Source organism: Tessaracoccus sp. MC1865, from assembly GCF_017815535.1.
GTDB lineage: Bacteria > Actinomycetota > Actinomycetes > Propionibacteriales > Propionibacteriaceae > Arachnia.
In genome coordinates this window covers 728,958-748,058 of record NZ_CP072596.1, presented here as the reverse complement: position 1 = coordinate 748,058, position 19,101 = coordinate 728,958, and the positions used below count along the sequence as shown (strand labels likewise).

Annotated in this window: 17 protein-coding genes and 1 tRNA gene; 6 read left to right on the top strand and 12 right to left on the bottom strand. The window is 69.1% G+C overall.

Annotated elements, in window-relative coordinates:
• Positions 1 to 663 carry a DNA alkylation repair protein gene (locus J7D54_RS03265; protein WP_182762162.1) on the bottom strand — a complete coding sequence of 221 codons (663 nt, stop codon included), beginning with the start codon at positions 661 to 663 and terminating at the stop codon, positions 1 to 3.
• A 63-nt stretch (positions 664 to 726) separates the two neighbouring features.
• Between J7D54_RS03265 and J7D54_RS03260 the strand changes: the two genes are divergently transcribed.
• Together J7D54_RS03260 and J7D54_RS03255 are read left to right on the top strand one after the other, a co-directional pair.
• Positions 727 to 2,535: a DNA integrity scanning protein DisA nucleotide-binding domain protein gene (locus tag J7D54_RS03260; protein WP_209455199.1), complete on the top strand. Its 1,809-nt coding sequence runs from the start codon at positions 727 to 729 to the stop codon at positions 2,533 to 2,535.
• Positions 2,536 to 2,569: 34 nt separating this feature from the next.
• Positions 2,570 to 3,556, top strand: coding sequence for a hypothetical protein (locus tag J7D54_RS03255; protein ID WP_182762163.1), 987 nt, complete (start codon positions 2,570 to 2,572; stop codon positions 3,554 to 3,556).
• 16 nt (positions 3,557 to 3,572) lie between these two features.
• Here the strand turns inward: J7D54_RS03255 and J7D54_RS03250 are convergent, their stop codons facing one another.
• A complete protein-coding gene (locus J7D54_RS03250) occupies positions 3,573 to 4,463 on the bottom strand; it encodes a neutral zinc metallopeptidase (RefSeq protein ID WP_182762165.1) in 891 nt (296 codons plus the stop codon).
• A 127-nt stretch (positions 4,464 to 4,590) separates the two neighbouring features.
• Between J7D54_RS03250 and J7D54_RS03245 the strand changes: the two genes are divergently transcribed.
• The gene (locus J7D54_RS03245; RefSeq protein WP_182762167.1) at positions 4,591 to 5,280 is read left to right on the top strand and encodes an NUDIX hydrolase; all 690 of its coding nucleotides are present in this window, start codon (positions 4,591 to 4,593) and stop codon (positions 5,278 to 5,280) included.
• Here the strand turns inward: J7D54_RS03245 and J7D54_RS03240 are convergent.
• On the bottom strand, positions 5,270 to 6,145 hold the full coding sequence (locus J7D54_RS03240) for a Bax inhibitor-1/YccA family protein (protein ID WP_182762169.1): 876 nt from the start codon (positions 6,143 to 6,145) through the stop codon (positions 5,270 to 5,272). The two genes, J7D54_RS03245 and J7D54_RS03240, sit on opposite strands and share 11 nt — an antisense overlap.
• Before the next feature lie 127 nt (positions 6,146 to 6,272).
• Between J7D54_RS03240 and J7D54_RS03235 the strand changes: the two genes are divergently transcribed.
• Complete coding sequence (locus J7D54_RS03235; RefSeq protein ID WP_182762171.1) at positions 6,273 to 7,670, top strand: MBL fold metallo-hydrolase RNA specificity domain-containing protein; 1,398 nt, start codon at positions 6,273 to 6,275, stop codon at positions 7,668 to 7,670.
• On the opposite strand, the gene J7D54_RS03230 is transcribed toward J7D54_RS03235, so the two are convergent.
• Positions 7,671 to 7,744 (bottom strand) — tRNA-Leu (locus J7D54_RS03230).
• A gap of 100 nt (positions 7,745 to 7,844) precedes the next feature.
• Here J7D54_RS03230 and J7D54_RS03225 point away from each other — a divergent pair.
• Both J7D54_RS03225 and J7D54_RS03220 read left to right on the top strand, forming a co-directional pair.
• Positions 7,845 to 8,363 carry a hypothetical protein gene (locus tag J7D54_RS03225; RefSeq protein ID WP_182762173.1) on the top strand — a complete coding sequence of 173 codons (519 nt, stop codon included), beginning with the start codon at positions 7,845 to 7,847 and terminating at the stop codon, positions 8,361 to 8,363.
• Between the two features lie 31 nt (positions 8,364 to 8,394).
• On the top strand, positions 8,395 to 9,843 hold the full coding sequence (locus J7D54_RS03220; RefSeq protein WP_182762174.1) for a flotillin family protein: 1,449 nt from the start codon (positions 8,395 to 8,397) through the stop codon (positions 9,841 to 9,843).
• 59 nt (positions 9,844 to 9,902) lie between these two features.
• Here J7D54_RS03220 and J7D54_RS03215 read toward each other — a convergent pair whose 3' ends face one another.
• From J7D54_RS03215 to mfd, 8 genes are all read right to left on the bottom strand, one after another.
• Positions 9,903 to 10,901: a nitronate monooxygenase family protein gene (locus J7D54_RS03215; protein ID WP_182762183.1), complete on the bottom strand. Its 999-nt coding sequence runs from the start codon at positions 10,899 to 10,901 to the stop codon at positions 9,903 to 9,905.
• Positions 10,901 to 11,818: an exopolyphosphatase gene (locus tag J7D54_RS03210; RefSeq protein ID WP_182762186.1), complete on the bottom strand. Its 918-nt coding sequence runs from the start codon at positions 11,816 to 11,818 to the stop codon at positions 10,901 to 10,903. The genes J7D54_RS03215 and J7D54_RS03210 overlap by 1 nt, the downstream gene beginning before the upstream one ends.
• On the bottom strand, positions 11,815 to 12,306 hold the full coding sequence (locus J7D54_RS03205; RefSeq protein WP_182762187.1) for a DUF501 domain-containing protein: 492 nt from the start codon (positions 12,304 to 12,306) through the stop codon (positions 11,815 to 11,817). The genes J7D54_RS03210 and J7D54_RS03205 overlap by 4 nt, the downstream gene beginning before the upstream one ends.
• A 2-nt stretch (positions 12,307 to 12,308) precedes the next feature.
• Positions 12,309 to 12,875 (bottom strand): septum formation initiator family protein, encoded by a 567-nt coding sequence (locus J7D54_RS03200; RefSeq protein ID WP_158069043.1) that lies wholly within the window; start codon positions 12,873 to 12,875, stop codon positions 12,309 to 12,311.
• Positions 12,876 to 12,990: 115 nt separating this feature from the next.
• Positions 12,991 to 14,271, bottom strand: a complete 1,281-nt coding sequence (eno, locus tag J7D54_RS03195; RefSeq protein ID WP_076059980.1) for a phosphopyruvate hydratase — start codon at positions 14,269 to 14,271, stop codon at positions 12,991 to 12,993.
• 90 nt (positions 14,272 to 14,361) lie between these two features.
• Positions 14,362 to 14,949 carry a MazG family protein gene (locus J7D54_RS03190; protein ID WP_076060194.1) on the bottom strand — a complete coding sequence of 196 codons (588 nt, stop codon included), beginning with the start codon at positions 14,947 to 14,949 and terminating at the stop codon, positions 14,362 to 14,364.
• A gap of 29 nt (positions 14,950 to 14,978) precedes the next feature.
• Entirely contained in the window at positions 14,979 to 15,485 is a 507-nt protein-coding gene (locus J7D54_RS03185; protein WP_182762189.1) for a hypothetical protein, read from the bottom strand.
• A gap of 98 nt (positions 15,486 to 15,583) precedes the next feature.
• On the bottom strand, positions 15,584 to 19,084 hold the full coding sequence (gene mfd, locus J7D54_RS03180) for a transcription-repair coupling factor (protein WP_245244101.1): 3,501 nt from the start codon (positions 19,082 to 19,084) through the stop codon (positions 15,584 to 15,586).
• Positions 19,085 to 19,101: the final 17 nt, after the last annotated feature.

Here is a 19,101-nt window from a genome sequence, read left to right as displayed (position 1 = left end):
TCAGCGCTCGCTGCGGCGCACCATCTCCGCGATCCAGCTGGGCGCGAACGGCGAGGTGCAATGGGGCGGCGTGGGGTAGTCCTTCAGCACCTCGAGCCGCTCCCCGATGGCCACAGCGCGGTCGCGCAGCTGCGGGTTCTCGATCCCTATGTGGGCCAGGGTGGTGTTCATCTGCCACTGCAGCCGCTCCGGCGCGTCCTTCATCTGAGCCTCGATGAGGCTCAGGAGGCCCGGCAGGTCCAGGCCGTCCGGGTTCTTCTTCACGCGGTCCGCCGCGAGGGCCCACCCGCCGCTGGCGACCACCGGATCCGCGTCGTCGAACCACTTCACGCGCAGCTCCTCGGCGTGCGGGCCCTTCATCACGACGTAGGCCACCAGCCAGTCGTGCACCTTGGGGACGCGGGCCTCGCGCAGCATGGTGTCAAGCTCGTCGGCGCTGAACTCCTTCGGCCGGCACGTCAACAGCGCCAGCAACCTGGCGGCCGTGTCGCCCGTGGCCCACAGTTTCCGGGCGAAGGTGTGATCGGTCTTGAGCCGCTTGGCGACCGCGCGCAGCTTCGTCAGGTTCACCGCGTGGTCGTCGCCGTGCCGCTGGTTCACCGCCAGGATCTTGGGATCTGCCAGGTCGTCGAGTTCCACCATCACTGCGTCGAGGTCGTGCATGCGGCGAGTCTAGGTCGGCCCACCGACAACGGCCACGAACCGGGTCGATGACAGACTGGCGGGATGTCTGACCCCGTGATCTACACGCGGCTGCTGCTTGACGTGGACCGCGGTGCCCACCCCGCCCCCACGTCGTGGCATGATGCCCCCGTGGGTTGGCAACTATGGGACGGACAGGCTCGGTTCCGTCGTTCGCTGGAACAGGTTGCCAACGATGTGCTCGACGCCGCCGGGGTGGACATCGATCCGCGGGCGTTCGTCGTGGCACTCCCCCTCAACGCTGAGGACGACGTGCTCGTGGAGCCGCAGCGCGGCCATTTCGACCGCGCCATCCTCAAGCAGGCCAGCACACTGGCCACGCGCCGCTTCAACAGGATCCTGCGGGAGAACGACCTCGACGACGACAGCGAGGCGCACCTCGCCGCCCTCGAATCACGCACCCGTCGCCGCGCCGTGGCCGACAAACTCGACTCCGCAGCCCGGGCCACCGGGCGGGTGCACTTCGTGGGGGTCGGCGTGAAGATCCTGGAGCACATGGTGTTCCCCGTCCTCGCTCTGCAGGCAGACCCGTGGCGTGAACTGCCCCAGCTCGCGGATGACGCAGCCGATGCGTTCCTCACCGCGCGGTCCTTCCAGGAGGCCGTCGTCACCATGGTGCTGGACGTGGCTTCACGCGAACTCGACCGCCAGTCGCCCGGGCTCGTGGTGCGCGCGGACACCGAGGCGGTCCTGCGCGCCGCGGCGGATTCCTTCGTGTCCGCGGTGGTGGCACGGACCGGCCAGGACCACGCGTTCGGCGCCATGCAGGCCTTCGACGCGGTGGCCGCCACCCGCTATGAGGGCCGCGCCGGCAAGGGCACCCTCGTCCTCGTGCCGGCGGACGACGAGACGGTCACCCGCATCATCACGCTGGAGCATCCGGTACCGATCGGCCGCACCAGGGGGCTGCGCAAGATCCTCGAACTGTCCGGCCCCGGGCTGCACCTGCTCTGCGACGGCCGGGAGGTCTACGGGCTGGGCACCGTCGACACCACAGAGCGCGACCACACGTTCGAGGTGCGCATCTCCGGCGACGGTTCCTGGGAACTCTGGGACAACGACGTGCCGTTCCTCCGCGTCGACAACGGCATCCCCGCCATGCCGCGCGACCTGCTGGACGAGGACGAGTTCGCCATCACCGTCGAGCGTGTCTTCCCCAACGTCTCCGCCCGCAACGCGCGGTTCCTCTGGCACGTGGCGGTCGCCTGTTCGCAGCAGGCCCACGGCACCATGCTCGTCGTGCACCCCGAGGCGGACAGGGAGGCGGCGCGCCTCCTCCCGCAGGCCTACGCCATCACGCCCACCCGCCTGTCGGAGCGGGCGCTGGAGGCCGCCACCAGCATCGACGGCGCCGTGTTGGTGTCGCCGGATGGGCGCTGTCACGCCGTCGGTGTCATCCTCGACGGTCTCGCCACCGGCACCGGAGACCCGGCGCGCGGGGCGCGGTTCAGCTCCGCCATCCGATACCTCGCCGGTGCTGGCAAGGGATCCATGGTGATCATCGTCTCCGAGGACGGCCGCATCGACCTGCTGCCCAAATCGAAGCGGCGGATGCGCAGGGCGACGGTGCAGCGCGCGGTGGACCGGCTCATCGCCGCCTCCGCCGAAGGAGAGGATCCCGAGGCGTTCACGCGGGCCGACCGTGCCGTCGAGAACATCGAGTTCTACCTCAGCCAGGAGCAGTGCGACGCGGTGAACGAGGCGCGCGAAACGGTGGAGTCGCGCGAATGGGGCGAGGCCAGGGTGCGGCGCCAGTACATCCCGATCGCGCCGGACCCGGCGATGGACGACTCGTACTTCGTGGACAGGGTGACCTCCGACGACAGCGAGTAGTGGACCTGCTCCCACGGGTGCCTACACTGTGCGGGTGAGGAAATGGTCGGTCGGTGCGCTCGGAGCTGCCATCGTCCTCGCCGGATGCACGCCGTTGTCGCCCGGCTTGATGCCCACCTCGGCGGCATCGCCGCACAGCTCATTGTCGCCGTCGGGCGCAAGCACTGAGCCGAGCCTCCCGCCCGTTCCCGAGCCTGAACTCCCCCAGCGGTTCCCCATCGACGGCCCGCTGGTGGACAGTGCCGAGCTCGTCGTCGACGAACTGCATGCGGTGGCCGCCGGCCTGCCCGTGCTGAAGCTCGACATCACGCGGGACCAGGCCACCCTTACCGCGCTGCGCCCGGACGGCTCGGTGGTCAGTTACCGCTGGACCGAGGACGAGATCACCGCGGTCGATTCCGACATCCAGTACCTCGAACAGGCGACGTTCGACCCTGCGGATTTCCCCCTGCAGTCGGCGGCGCGCATGTTCGACATCGCCGACCTCCGCGGCGTGCGCGGCGAACTCGTCCTGCAGATCGTGGAGTACCGCGAGGGGCAGGTGCTGATGACCATCACGTCGCGGCCCGAATCGACGACGGTGTTCTTCAGGGCCGACGGCACCGCCGTCGCCGAGCTGGGATACACCAGTGTCGCGGATCTGACCGCCGGCCTGGGCGAGGTCATCGGCGACGCGAGCGGGGCCTTCGCGGTCGGCTTCAACGACACGCGCGGCTACTGGGCTGACCTGCCGGATGAGCCCGGCGTCGTCCTGAACAGGAGCCGGTTGGCGGGGTTGCCCGTCTTCGAGACGCGGCGCGGGGAGACACCCGCCGTGGGCACGTTCGACCCGCAGCAGATCGACCCGGCCACGTTGGCGAAGGTGATCGCCCAGTTCCAGGCAGACCCGGCCCAGCAGTGCGACGTGCGCATCGACCGCAGCACTGAGCGCAGCGGCGCCGTCGTCCGGGTGGACTGCGGCGGCGAGATCCACTACACGGATCTCGAGGGTCGCGACATGACCAGGCTGATCGAGGGCTGAGGCTTTCCGGCCTGCGTTACTCGCCGAGGTCGTCGGTGCTGAAGGTGTCGCAGGTTGCCGGATCCCCGCTCTCGAAGCCCTTCGCCACCCAGTACTGGCGCATCTTCGAGGAACCGTGTGTCCAGCTCTCGGGTACCACCCGGCCGCCCTGCTGCTGCTGGATGTGGTCGTCACCGACGGCGCGGGCCGCGTCGACGATGCGGTTCAGGTCGTCCTGGGTCACGGCCTCGATTGGCGACTCCGGGTCCTGCGTCGTGTTCTTGAAGAAGACGCCGGCGTAGCAGTCTGCCTGCAACTCCAGGCGCACCGCACCGGAACGCGGGCCGGTGTCGTTGCCGCCCGCGCGGGCCTTCTCCATGTCCCCGGTGAGGTTCGAGATGTGGTGCCCGTATTCGTGGCCGACGATGTACAGCTCAGCGGCGTCGCTGCGGGTGGTGCCCAACTGCTCGAGCAGGCTGCCCATGAACTCGTCGTCGATGTAGATGGCCTTGTCGCCGGGGCAGTAGAAGGGCCCCATCTGCGACGAGCCGGTGCCGCACGCCGTGGCGATCTGGCCGCTGTAGAGGTTGAGCGCCGAGATGGGCTCGAAGCCGGATTCGAATGCGCTGGACCAGTGCCGCTCCAACGCGACGTCGTAGGCGTCCCAGCGGCAGTCGCGGTCCTGTTCGATGTCTGCCGCGGTGCGGCATTGGCTCTGTTCCTGGCCCTCGCCCTGCGGCGCGACCCCGCCGCCACCGCCGAGGACGTCGCCGATGTTCCCGCCGAAGAGCAGCGTCAGCACCAGGAGGATGAGGCCGCCGATGCCGCCCACCGCGATGGGCCCACCGCGGCGTCCGCCGCCCACGCCGCCGCCGCCGCGCCTCCGCACACGGGAGCCACTGATGTCGGTGCCAGAGCGATAATCCATGACCAGCCTCCGTCGGAACTGCTTCCCGGCCGCCCCGGAAATGCTAGCCAAAACAATAACCCCATTCCAGCTCAGCGGGGCTGCGGTGGCAAAGGCCGGCGGATGGGCGGCCGACTAGACTGTCGCAATGCGCGTCATCGGTGTCACCAGTCCCCTGCGGGCGCCCGTGGCCGACTTCCCGGTGGAGCACGGTGCGCATCCCCGTGTGACGATGTTCGATCACGGCTATGTACCCCTGCGGCCGCTCGCCGCCGCCATCCAGGACGGCGACATCGTCTTCACCTGGCTGGTTCGCGAAGTGCACGAGTCGGACCACCGCCCGGTTGAGCGGCACACCGTCTACGTCAATTCGCCGACGGAGACCCCTGCCCGGTACCAGCGCATCGGCGCCTACGCCCTGGTGCTGTCGGACCGCGGCATCCTCGGCACGGTGAATTCCCCGGCCACCCCCGCGCCCGGTACGTGGTCGCTCCCTGGGGGCGGCGTCGACCCGGGAGAGTCGCCGTCGGAGGCCGTGCTGCGCGAGGTGTTCGAGGAGACCGGCCAGGAGATCGTCATCGACCGGGTCCTGACGCTCGAATCAGAGCACTGGGTGGGCCGCTCCATGAGCGGGCGGCTCGAGGACTTCCACGCCCTGAGGGTCGTCTACGGGGCGACATGCAAAGCACCCAGCGAGCCGGTCGTCCACGACATCGGTGGATCGACCCTGAAGGCCGGCTGGGTGCCTACGCGCGCGTGGCGCTCGCTGCACTGGACGAACAGCTCGCGGACGCTACTGAGTCAGTACGCCCGCAAGCTGTCCTCCGTCAGTCCCTGAAGTAGCTCATGATGCGCAGGAGCTCGACGTACAGCCACACCATGGTGACCGTGATGCCGAGAGCCGCGCGCCACGATTCCTGAGCGGGCGCCTGGGCAGCGATACCGCGTTCGACGGAGTCGAAGTCCGTCACGAGGTTCAGCACGGCCAGCACGACGGCCAGGATCGAGATCCCGATCGCCAGCCAGCCGGCGCCGGAACCGATGCCGCGGATGGCGGTGTCGACGCCGAACAGCGCGAGGCCGAAGTTGACGAGCAGGACACCCAGCAGGGCGACCGTGCCGATGGAGACCATCTTGCGGAACTTCGGGGTGACGCGGATGTTGAAGAACTTGTACGCCGCCAGAGTGGCGGCCGCGGTGACGAAGGTGGCCAGCACGGCCTGCACCACGATGCCCGGATACAGGTACTCGAAGAACTTCGAGAACGCACCCACGAAGATGCCCTCGACCGCGGCGTAGAACAGCACACCGCCGACGGGGAGCTTGCGGCGGCCGGCCACGAACAGGATGGTGACCAGGCCCACGATCCCCGAGCCGATGACGGCGGGCAGCATCAGGCTCATGGGCAGCAGGATGAACGTAGCGACGGCGACGATGGCCACGGTGCCGAGCGTGATGGCGGTCTTGGCGAGCACGTCGTCCAGCGTCATCACGCCGCCGAGGCGCGGATCGGTCTGCTGGGGCTGGTTGAACTGGTTCTGCTCGAACTGCTGCTGCGGTGGCAGGTAGCCCTGCCACTGGCCCTGGGGCTGGCTCTGCGGCTGCGCATATCCCTGGGGCTGGCCGTAGCCGGTGTAGCCGCGCTGCTGCGTGCCCAGATTCTTCGTGAACGAGTCGGGCCTGCCGATGATCGGGTTAGCCATGTGCTTCTCTTTCTTGTCGTGGTCCCCTACGGGATCGTCGCTCTCCATGGTACGTGGTCTTCCCACCCGCCCCGTGGGTTTCCACGCCGGACGCCCGGGTGCACCCGATACCTGCCACGATCGGATCATGAGCACCCCGCAGAAGGCGACCCTGACGTTCCTCGGCGCGGCCGGCACCGTGACCGGCTCCAAGTACCTCATCACGCTCGATGACCGGCGCATCCTCGTGGACGCAGGCATGTTCCAGGGCGACAAGAAGTGGCGGCTGAAGAACCGCGACGAGTTCCCGGTGGACCCGGCCTCCCTCTCCGATGTGCTGCTGACGCACGCCCACACCGACCATGTCGCCTACCTGCCCGCTCTGGTCAAGCACGGTTTCCGCGGGCCGATCTGGGCCACCGAGGCCACGATCCGCCTAGCCGAGATCGTGCTGCGTGATTCCGGGAAGCACCAGGAGCAGTCGGTCACCGACGCGGTGCGCGGCGGTTGGTCCAAGCACGAGAATCCCGAGGCGATCTACACGACCGAGGACGTGGAGAGGGCCCTCCCGCTGTTCCGGTCGGTCGAGTTCGACACGAACGTCGACATCGACGGCGTCTGGGTGCGTTGGACCAGGGCCGGGCACATCCTCGGTTCCGCCTCGGTCCACGTGGAGCTCGGCAACCGCTCGGTGCTGTTCTCCGGCGACCTCGGCCGCCACGACCACCCCATCCTCAAGGACCGCGACACTCCCCCCGGCGCCGACATCGTGGTGGTGGAATCCACCTACGGCGACCGTGAGCACCCAGAACCCGACGTCCCGCACGAGGACTTCGCTGCCGCCATCCGCCGCACCATTGAGCGGGGCGGTCAGGTGGTGGTCCCCGCCTTCGCGATCGACCGGACGGAGACGGTGCTGCACGCGCTGGTGCAGATGCGCCGCGAGGGCCGCATCCCCGAGGTGCCTGTCGTCGTCGACGGCCCCATGTCGTTGCGCGCACTCGCTGTCTACAGCGACACGTCGCTGGACGAACTGCGCGAGGACGTGACGGTCGCCGATTTCACGGACCTGGACCTCACCGCCACCCGCGGCTCGCGCGATTCGAAGGCGCTGAACAAGCGCACCGACCCCATGATCATCATCTCGAGCTCGGGTATGGCCGAGGGCGGCCGAGTGCTGTACCACCTGCAGCGGTTGCTGCCGGACGCCCGCAACACGGTCGTGCTCACGGGCTTCCAGGCCGAGGGCACCCGCGGCCGTGCACTCGAGGACGGCGCCCGTCAGGTGAAGATCAACGGCAGGTACGTCCGGGTGAACGCCGAGATCGTGCGCGACCGCGAGTTCTCCGTGCACGGCGACGCGTCGGACCTGCTCGACTGGCTGAAGGCCCTGGACAAGGAACCGGAAGAGGTTTTCGTCACGCACGGTGAGCCCCAGGTGGCCGCACAGTTCGCGGACCGGATCTCCGACGAGCTCGGCTGGGTCGCCGTCGCCCCGAAGTTCGGCGAGGTCGTCGCGCTCCTGGGCGACGAAGCCGCCGACTAGTGCCCCCGACGGGACTCGAACCCGTACTGAAGCGGGTTTAAGCCGCCTGCCTCTGCCAATTGGGCTACGAGGGCCACGCCAAAGTCTAGCGACGATGAGCCAGAGACCCACGGCACCCGACGGAGACCTGCGCGCCCGATAGACTGGGGGTTCGCACAAGGGGAGGGGCCCGCTTTGACCGCGTTTCTGATCATCGGAGGCGTCGGTATCGCATTGGTCCTGCTTTCCCTGCTCGTCGGTGACGTGATCGACGGCCTGTTCGACCTCGACGTCCTCGGCGGGGACCTCTTCTCCGTCTCCTCCATCTCCGCCTTCATCGGCGCGTTCGGGTTCGGCGGTGCGCTGGGCCTGGGCCTCGTCGACAACGTGGTGTTCGCCGTCGTCACCGGCCTGGTGATCGGCGCGCTGGCCGCCTGGGGCGCCATGCGGCTGACCCGTGCGCTGAAGAGCGGCGAGGATGCGGCCAGCTTCCGGTCTGACTCGATGATCGGCTACTCAGGCCGCGTCATCACGGCCATCCCCCAGGGCGGTTACGGCGAGATCCACATCAGCGTGGGCGGGCAGGTGCGCAAGATCGCCGCGAAGTCAGAGCTCCCCGTCGCCGCCGGCGATGAAGTGTGGGTCTCGGCCATCCTCTCCCCCACCGCCGTGGAGGTCACGCCCACCTCCGCCCCCGGCGAACTCACTCCCTAGCCTGCAGCCAAAGACCGAACGAAAGGCATCCATGCCCGGCTTAAGTCCCGTAGTCACCGCAATCCTCGGCCTCATCATCCTTCTCGTGCTGATCGGCCTGCTGATCGCCAGCAGGTACAAGGTGGCCAAGCCGAACGAAGCCTTCATCATCACCGGCCGCAAGGGCAGGGAGGTCCGCAATCCCGAGACCGGTCTCGTGTCGACGGACCTGAGCGGCCAGAAGGTCGTCATGGGCGGTGGCGTGTTCGTCGTCCCGTTCATCCAGCGCCTGCACACGCTCGACCTGTCGTCGCGCCGCATCATGATCACCATCCGCAACGCCGTCTCCGGCCAGGGCATCAAGCTCAACGTCGACGGTGTGGCGATCGTCAAGGTGGGCGGCAACGAGGACTCGATCCGGGCCTCCGCGCAGCGTTTCCTCGGGCAGCAGGACGAGATCGAGACCTTCACCCAGGAGACCCTCGCGGGCTCGCTCCGTTCGATCGTCGGCTCGCTGACGGTGGAGCAGATCATCCGTGACCGCGCTGCGTTCGCGCAGCGGGTCACAGACGAGTCCGAGTCGTCGCTGACGGGGCAGGGCCTCGTGCTCGACACCTTCCAGATCCAGGACATCTCCGACGACGGCACCTACCTGTCGGACCTCGGACGCCCGGAGTCGGCCAAGCTGGGCCGGCTCGCCGCCGTCGCCGAGGCCGAGGCCCGACGTGAGGCCGAGCAGGCGCAGATCGCCGCGGAGCAGGAGATCGCCATCTCCCAGCGGGCACTCGTGCTGAAGAAAGCCGAGATCCAGTCGGAGACCGACGCCGCCAGGGCCACCGCCGCGTCCGCCGGCCCCCTCGCCCAGGCAGACCGTGACCAGGCGGTCCTCCTCGAGCAGGAGAAGGTCGCCGTCGCGCAGGCCGCGCTGAAGGAACGCCAACTGGACACCGAGGTGCGTCGCCCGGCAGATGCCGAGCGGTACCGCGTCGAGACCGCTGCAGAGGCACAGCGCAACGCCGCCATTTTCCAGGCCGAGGCCCAGAAGGCCGCGGCCATCGCCCAGGCAGAGGCCGAAGCGGAGCGCCAGCGCCTCACCGGTGTCGGCGAGAAGTCCCGCCGAGTGGCCGAGGCCGACGCCGTCCGCGCTGAAGGCGAGGCGAAGGCCGCCGCGGTGCTGGCCGTCGGCCAGGCTGAGGCCGAGGCGATGGACAAGCGTGCCGAGGCGTTCGCGCACTACAACGAGGCCGCCGTCCTGCAGATGCTGATCGAGGTGCTGCCCCAGATGGCCGAGAAGGTGGCCGCCCCGCTGGGCAACATCGACAAGCTCACGGTTGTGTCCACCGACGGCGCTTCGGTGCTGCCCCGCCAGGTCACGGAGAACGTCATGCAGACCATGCAGATGGTCAAGGACACCACCGGCTACGACCTGACGGCCGTGCTCGACCGGATGGCCGGCAAGGCCAACGGCGCGCTCCAGGGCACCGCCACCCCGGCCGAGTAACGCCCAACGCACGAGAGCCGGTGTGCGGAGACTTCCGCACACCGGCTCTCTGTGTGCCGTCAGCCGAGCAGCGACTCGACGATCGCCGCGGCCGGCGCAGCGCGCACGCCGTCGGTGTTCATCCCGCACCACAGGGGCGTGAAGTCCGTGCGGCCCTGAGCCTCTGCTGCTGCGCGCAGCGGGGCCAGGGGCCCGGCCGCCAGCGGGAACGGAGGAACCGCCTCGGGGAATTCGCCCAACTCCAGCACGAGCCGGTTGGGGATCCCCCGCGCAGGCCGGCCGGTGAGCGCCGTGGTGATCACGGTGTCATGCGGACGCAGGATGGCGTCGCGGTGCATCGGCGACGCGGTGGTCTCATCGGCCAGCAGGAACGCGGTCCCTGCCTGGACCGACACCGCCCCAGCGGCGAGCGCCGCCTGCACGTCGGCGGCCGTCGTGATGCCGCCGGCCGCGATGACCGGGCAGGTGACCGAGCCACGAACCGCGCGCACCAGCTCCAGGGTGGGGAGGTGCAGCGACAGGTCGTCCGACAGGAAGTTGCCCCGGTGCCCGCCTGCCTCGATGCCCTGGGCGATCACCGCGTCCGCCCCGTGTTCCACGAGCCAGCGCGCCTCATCGACGGTGGTCGCGGTGCTCACGACCACCGCGCCCCAGGCCTTCACCCGGCGCAGCAGGCCCTCGTGGGGCAGGCCGAAGTGGAAACTCACGATGGGCGGCGCGAAGGGCTCGATGGCGTCGCAGATGTGTGCGTTGAACGGCCGGCGGGGGGCCCCGCCGCCGCTCTCGGCCACCCCGTACTCCTCGCGGTAGGGGGCGAGTGCAGCGAGCCAGGCGTCCTCCCTGACCGGATCCGGCTGGGGCGCGTGGTGAGCGAAGAAGTTGACGCTGTAGGGCACGTCGGCGCCCTCCAGCACGGTCAGTTCGGCGGCCAGCTCGTCGTCGCTCAGCATGGCCGCAGGCAATGAGCCCAGCGCACCGGTGCGTCCGACCGCCAACGCCAGGGCACTCCCCTGCACACCCGCCATGGGCGCCTGCACGATGGGGAGGGTGGGCAGCATCACTGCTCCAACAGACCCAGCGCGATGCCGTCGAGGATGTCGGTCTCGCTCACCAACACGCTCCCGCCGGGGACGCGGCTGGAGATTTCGTCGAGGATCAGGCCGCCCGCGCCGATCACCGCTGCGCGCAGCGGATGCATGCAGGGTTCTTCGGCCGTCACCGCAGCCGGCTGAGTGAGCCAGTGGTTGAGGATGGCTTCGATGTCGCCCCGGGCCAGGACCGTTTCGTGCACCGACTCGCGGTGATAGGTCTCCAGCCCGAGCTTGGCCGCCGCGAAACTGGTGACCGTACCGGCGACACCCACGGCAGCAGCGAGCGACCCGAAATCCACGCCCGCTCCGTCGAGTTGCTCCGCGATGAACGTCCGCGCCGCCCGGCTCTCCGCCGCCGAAGGCGGGTCGCCGGGCAGGAAACGCTCCTTCAGGCGCACCGCACCCATGTTGACGCTGACGGCGGACAGGATGGCCGGCCCCTCCCCCACCACGATCAGTTCCGTGGAGCCGCCGCCGATGTCGAACACCAACGACGGTGTCTGCACGTTCACGCCGCTGAGCACGCCCAACGTGGAGAGCTGTGCCTCCTCGGATCCCGAGATGACGTCCACCCCCACGCCCAGCCTGTCGCGCACGTTCGCCTCGAACACCGCACGGTTGCTCACGTCACGCGCGGCCGAGGTGGCCACGAACCGGACGCGGTCCGCGCCGGCGCCGGCGATGATCGCGGCGAACTCCTCGAATATCCGGTTGGCGCGTTGGAGCGCATCCGGGTGGAACTCCCCCGTGGCGTCGACGCCCTGGCCGAGCCTCGCGAGCCGAACCTCGCGGGCTAGTTCGGTGAGCGCGCCGTCGGCTCCCCTCCGGAGGATCAGCAGCCGGATGGAGTTGGTGCCGCAGTCCACCGCGGCGACGGTCGTCACTCGCCCTCCAGGCAGGGGGCGCGCCAGAAGTCGCCGAGCGCCGCCACGGCCTCGTCGCCGAGGGGGTTGACGCCGGGACCCTTGGCCAACGAGTGCCCGACGAGCACGTGCAGGCACTTCACGCGGGTGGGCATGCCGCCGGCGCTGATCCCCTCGATCTCCTCGACGTGGCCCAGCGTCTCGCGGTCTGCCAGGTAGGACTCATGCGCGCGCTGGTAGGCGAGGGCGAGTTCCTCGTCGGACGCCAGCCGCTCAGTCATCTCCGCCATCAGCCCCGAGGCCTCGAGAGTGGAGGTGGCCGACGTGGCCCGCGGGCAGGTCAGGTAATAGGTGGTGGGGAACGGCGTGCCGTTGGGCAGCCGCGGTTCGGTCTTGACGACGCCCGGCTTGCCGCAGGGGCAGCGCCACGCCACCTCGGCGACACCGCGGGGCTCGCGTCCGAGTTGCGCCTCCACGATGGCGAGGTCTTCCTGCGTCGGCCCGCTCATGCCTACTCCTCCTCCGCCGGGGTGTCCGTGAGCTTCACGGACGTCCACATCTTCTCGTACCACTCGCCCTGCAACTCGGGCTCCTGCTCCGTCATGGTGGCCCCTTCGAGCGGGTTGCCGTCGGCGTCGATGACGCGGTAGCCCACCTCGCCCGGCATCACCCAGCCCAGCCGGACCCGGGCGATGGAGCGAACGTATTCGGGATCTTCCCAGCGCTCCAGCTGGTCCTCCATGTCCGCGATCCTGTCGCGTTCCGCGGCGATCTCCGCCCGGACTGCGGCCAGTTCCTGCGCCTGCGCGAAGTAGACGCGCAGCGAATGGGCGAGCACCAGGCCGATCCCGGCGATGACGACGAGGAGGACGGCGAGCCGCCAGGTGGCGGTCATGGCCCGGCTGGCGCGCGGTTGCGCCGCGGGCCGTGCGCTCATCGCCCTCGACACCTCCTGCTCGGGAAGCGGCTCGACGTGGGGCTTGCGGCTGCGTTCACCCGGGCGCGCCGACGTGCGCGACCTCGGGGTGCCGCGGCCGGGGCCGGGATTGGCCTGCCTGGAACGGGGTGATTGAGCCACCCGCCCAGTCTGCCGTATGTCCTTGCGGGCACCGGAATCGACTCGCGTGTGCCCCAAAGACAAACGGCCCCGGAGTAGCAGCGCTACTCCGGGGCCCTTGTGTCACTTCAGGTGATCAGCCCTGGAAACGGGGGAACGCCGAGCGACCGGCGTAGACAGCGGCCTCGTCGAGGTCCTCCTCGATGCGCAGCAGCTGGTTGTACTTGGCGACGCGGTCCGTACGAGCCGGGGCGCCGGACTTGATCTGGCCACAGCCCAGCGCAACGGCGAGGTCTGCGATGGTGGTGTCCTCGGTCTCACCGGAACGGTGCGACATCATGGTGCGGAAGCCGTTGCGATGGGCCAGGTCCACAGCGTCGATGGTCTCCGACAGCGAGCCGATCTGGTTGACCTTCACCAGCAGCGCGTTGGCGGTGTCGGTGTCGATGCCGCGCTGGAGGCGGGTGACGTTGGTGACGAACAGGTCGTCGCCGACGAGCTGGACCTTGCTGCCCAGACGCTCGGTCATGAGCTTCCAGCCGTCCCAGTCCTCTTCGTTCAGCGGATCCTCGATGGAGACCATCGGGTAGGCGTCGACGAGTTCGGCGTAGTAGTCCACCATCTGCTCGGCGGTCTTCTTCTCACCCTCGAAGACGTACGAACCGTCCTCGAAGAACTCCGAGGCGGCCACGTCGAGCGCGAGCGCGATGTCGGAACCGGGCTCGAAGCCGGCCTTGCGGATGGCGTCGACGATCAGGTCGAGCGCGGCGCGGTTGGAATCGAGGTTGGGAGCGAAGCCACCCTCGTCGCCGAGGCCGGTGTTGAGCCCGCGCTCCTTGAGGACAGCCTTGAGCGAGTGGTAGACGGCGGCGCCCATTTCGACGGCCTCCGCGAACGACTCTGCGCCGATGGGGGCGATCATGAACTCCTGGATGTCGACGTTGGAGTCTGCGTGCGACCCACCGTTGAGGATGTTCATCATGGGAACGGGGAGGATGTGGGCGTTGGGGCCACCGACGTACTTGTACAGCGGCAGGCCGGACTCCTCAGCGGCGGCGTGTGCCACGGCGAGAGAGACGCCGAGGATGGCGTTGGCACCCAGCTTGGCCTTGTTGTCCGTGCCGTCGAGCTCCAGCATCGCCATGTCGACGATGCGCTGCTCCGTGGCGTCGAGGCCGAGGATCTCCTCGCCGATGACCTCGGTGGCGTTCTTCACGGCCGTGAGGACGCCCTTGCCGCCGTAGCGGCCCTTGTCGCCGTCGCGAAGCTCAACGGCTTCGAAGGCGCCGGTGGAGGCACCCGACGGGACAGCGGCGCGACCCTGCGCGCCCGACTCGAGCTCGACCTCGACCTCGATCGTCGGGTTGCCGCGGGAGTCGAGAATCTCGCGTGCCTGGATGAATTCGATGGATGCCATTTAAGGTCCCTTTCAAAAAGTCGTCTCTCGGGCCCAAGCCTAGCTGTAACTGGTTCGGTCTCCCGCGCCGGGGCAGCCGGGATTCAGGCCCTATTGATGGGTGGTGGGTTCAGTGGCCCGGATCTGGGCTTCGAGGCTGCGGAGCGCCTGCCGGGCAGCGGCGTCCGCGTCGATCCCGTTGGCCTGGGCTCGCGCGATGAGCGCGAGGATCTCCCGCCCTACGGTGGCCTCGTCGATGGGTTCGGAAGGCAGTTCGATATCCACTGCGTGCGAACGTGTCCGCGAGACCACTTTGTGGGCCCGGCCGATCACGCTCAGCGATTCGGCGATGCCGTCGAGGGCGGAGGTGCGGCCCTTCTCGGCACGCTTGCGTTCCTCCCAGTTCTGCCACATGTCCTGCGGGATCTCCGCATCGCCGAACACGTGGGGGTGGCGGCTGATGAGCTTGTCCGAGATGCCCCGGGCCACGTCGTCGAGCGTGAAGCGGCCCTCGTCCGTGGCGATCTGGGCGTGGAAGTACACCTGCAGGAGGAGGTCGCCGAGTTCCTCCACCAGTTCGGTGTCTGACCCGGCCTCAACCGCGTCCACCACCTCACAGGCCTCTTCGATGAGGTGGTTGAGCAGCGAGCGGTGGGTCTGTTCGGCGTCCCACGGGCATTTCACCCGTAGTTCCGCCATCACCTGGCGCAGTCGCTCCAGCTCTGAGGTCACTGGATCGCGACGACCGGTTCCGACAGCGAGCCCGACGTGTTGAGCAGCTGCTGCGTCCAGGGCTCCCACTTGCCGTAGCGGGGGTTGAGCTGCACGTCGAGGTTGTTGGCGGCCTCCTCGACGAACTGCGGCTCGAGCTGGCCGAGCATGGTGGTCTTGACGTTGGCGAGGGCCAGGGGCTTGCAGTCCTCCACCGAGAAGAGCTGCTCCGAACCCTGCGCGCTCTGCGCACCTGCGGCGCGGAGGTCCTCCTCGGAGATCTCAGCACCGAAGGAGTCGAACAGGCCGCCCAGCAGCAGCGTGCCGACGACACCCTGGCGACGCAGCTGGTCCGGCGCCACCTGCAGGGCCTCGGCGCAACCGTCGACGATCTGGGTGACTTCGCTCTCCGTGTACCGGTTGCCGTCCACGACCAGCGCGGTGCCGGCGGTGGGGCTGCAACCAGCCAGGAGACCGACGGCGGCGACAGCGGCGACGGCGGGCGCGAGACGCGTGAACTTCATCTGGGTCCTCTCGAACTACGGGGGTGCACAGGCACCTCGCTCAGCCTACCGCAGGCCCACCCGCGGTCCCGAAGCCGACCGGCCCTGGGCCTCGAGGCTCAGGCGAACAGTTGGGTCAGCAACGTGGTGACCCAGGTGAGGTGGTCGCCATCCGGTTTCGGCACGAGGATCTGTTCGTTGGACGACTTGATCACCGAGCCCGGGTACAGGCGGTTGAGGCGCAGCTGCTTCGATTCCGGCAGCGACAACGGCGAGAGGCGGATCACCTTGCCCTGCGGCACGATCTCCTGGATCCCGTGCTCCCGGGCGAGGTTGCGCAGCGCCGCCACCCCGAGCAACTGCTCGACGGGGGACGGCAGTTCGCCGTAGCGGTCGAGCAGTTCGGCGCGCACGGCATCGATGTCTGCCGCCGTGCGGATCTCGGCGATCTGCTTGTACATCTCCAGCCGCAGCCGCTCCGAGGTGATGTAGTCGTCCGGGAGGTGCGCGTCGACGGGGATCTCCACCCGCATCGTCGGCTCCGGCTCCGTGTCGACGCCGCGCCAGTTGGCCACGGCCTCGCCGACCATGCGCAGGTACATGTCGAACCCGACGCCTTCGATGTGGCCGGACTGGTCCTCGCCCAGGAGGTTGCCGGCACCGCGGAGTTCGAGGTCGCGCATGGCGATGGCCATGCCGGAGCCCAACTCGGTGTTGGCGGCCATGGTGGCGAGCCGTTCGTGGGAGGCCTCCGTGAGCGTCTTGTCCGCCGGGTAGAGGAAGTAGGCGTACCCGCGTTCCCTGGAGCGCCCGACGCGGCCGCGCAGCTGATGCAGCTGCGACAGGCCCATCTTGTCGGCGCTGTCGATGATGAGGGTGTTGGCGCTCTGGATGTTCAGGCCCGATTCGACGATCGTGGTGCAGACCAGCACATCCGCGCGCCGCTCCCAGAAGTCCTGCATCACCGCTTCGAGCCGGTGCTCGTTCATCTGACCGTGCGCCGTCGCGATCCGCGCCTCGGGGATCAGTTCCCGCAGGTGCGCGGCGGTCTTCTCGATGGTGCCGACGCGGTTGTGCACGAAGAACACCTGACCCTCGCGCGCCAGCTCGCGGCGGATGGCAGCCTTGACCTGCCCGTCGTCGTACGGGCCGGCGAACGTGAGCACCGGGTGGCGCTCCTCCGGCGGGGTGGCGATGACGCTCATCTCCCGGATGCCGGTGATGGCGATCTCGAGCGTGCGCGGGATGGGCGTGGCCGACATGGACAACACGTCGACGTTGACCCGCATGGACTTGAGGCGCTCCTTGTGTTCGACGCCGAAGCGCTGCTCCTCGTCGATCACCACCAGGCCGAGGTCCTTGAACTGGATCTCCTTGCCGAGGAGCCGGTGCGTGCCGATCACCACGTCGATGCGGCCGGCGGCCAGGCCGTCGACGACCTTCTTGGCCTCCGCGTCGCTCTGGAAGCGTGACAGCTGGGCCAGCTGCACGGGGAAACCGGCGAAGCGGGACGCGAACGTCTGGTAGTGCTGGGTGACCAGCAGCGTGGTGGGCACCAGGACGGCCACCTGCTTGCCGTCCTGGACAGCCTTGAATGCGGCGCGCACGGCGATCTCCGTCTTGCCGAAGCCGACGTCGCCACAGATGAGGCGGTCCATGGGCACGAGCTGCTCCATGTCGTGCTTGACCTCGGTGATGGCGGAGAGTTGATCGTGGGTCTCGACGTAGCTGAAGGCATCCTCCAACTCGCGCTGCCAGGTGGTGTCGGGGCCGAACGCGTGGCCCTTGGTGGCCTGGCGGGCGGCGTAGAGCTTGATGAGCTCGGCGGAGATCTCGCGCACCGCCTTGCGGGCCTTGGCCTTGCGCTTGGTCCAATCGGCGCCGCCCATCTTGTCGAGCGTGGGGGCCTCGGCGCCGACGTAGCGGCTCAGCTGGTCGAGCTGGTCCATCGGCACGAACAGCCGGTCTCCCGGGTGGCCGCGCTTGCTGGCGGCGTATTCGATGACGAGGTAGTCGCGGGTGTTGCCCTGCACGGTGCGCTGCAGCAGTTCCACGAACCGGCCGACGCCGTGCTGCTCGTGCACGACGGGGTCGCCGGCCTTGAGTTCGAGCGGCTGGATGGTGGGCTTGCGGCGCTGGGGAAGCTTGCGTTCCGACCTGTCCAGCTCGACCTGGCCGGTCAGTTCGCCGGCGGTGATGACCTCCAGCTTCGGCCCCTCGGCGCGCCAGCCGTGCCGCTGCGGCGAGAGCACGATGGTGACCCGGCCGGCCGCCGGAGCCTCAGCCAGGTCGTCGATCGAGGCGGCGATCCCCGCATCGCCCAACAGCTCAACCAGGCGGGTGGCCAGGCCCTGGCCCTCCACGGTGAGCACGACCTTCCAACCGTCGGCCAGGCGTGTCCTGATGTGGGTGACGGCGGCGTCGGTGTCGCCGCGGAAACCCTCGCCGGCGGTGATGTCGAGCGAACGGGAGTGCACCGAGGCGGCTTCGGGGACGGCGGGGCCGTCCTCTTCGGCGCCGGGGGCGGCCATGAAGGGCGACAGCGACCACCAGCGGTGGCCGGACTCCAGCGCATGCTGGCGGACGTCGCCCAGTGCCCAGTAGGCGGAGGCACCGAGGTCGATGGGCGAGCTGCCCCCGCCGGCGGCGGCCGCCCAGGAGGCCTCGAGGAACTCCTGGCTGGTGGCGACGAGTTCGGCGGCGCGGGTGCGGATCAGCTCCGGCGACGCGGCCAGGATCAGCGAGCCCTTCGGCAGCACGTCGACGAGCAGTTCCAGACCTTCGACGAGCACCGGGATGAGCGCCTCCATGCCCTCCGCGGCCTGGCCCTCGCCGATGCGGGTGAGCATGTCGGCCAGTTCAGGGTGTGCGGCGGCGAGCCTCTTGGCGCGGTTGCGCACCGTCGTCGTCAGGAGCAGTTCACGGCAGGGCGGCGCGACGACGACGGTGGCGGTGTCGCCGGTGGAGCGCTGGTCCGCGACGGTGAAGTAGCGGATCTCGTCGACCTCGTCGCCGAAGAAGTCGACGCGCACAGGGTGGTCAGCAGTGGGCGGGAAGATGTCGACGATGCCGCCGCGGACGGCGAACTCGCCACGTCGCTCCACCATGTCGACGCGGTTGTAGGCCGCACCGGCGAGATCGGCCAGCAGCGTGCCCAGTTCGTAGGTCTCCCCCACGGCGATCCGCACCGGCGCCATGTCCGCCAAGCCCTGAACCTGCGGCTGCAGGACGGAACGCACCGGGGCGACGACGACCTTGGGTGCGGGTTCCTCGTCGTGCCCGGCGAGGCGGCGGAGCACTGCGAGCCGGCGGCCGACAGTGTCTGCACGGGGCGACAGCCGCTCGTGCGGCAGCGTCTCCCAGGCGGGGTAGTACTCGACGGCATCTTCACCCAGGTGGCCCGCGAGCTCGCTGGTGAGCTGCTCGGCCTCGCGATAGGTGGAGGTGATGAGCAGCACGGTCCGGCCACTCTCCTCCGCGATGGCGGAGGTCAGGAACGGGAAGAACGATCCGACGGTGGTGACGTCGAGCGTGGTCACTCCGGAGCGTCGGGCGTCGGCGAGCGTGTACTGGAATCCCTCGGATGCCTCGAGAGCCTGGAGGAGGCCTGGATACTTCACGGTGTCAATCCTTCCAC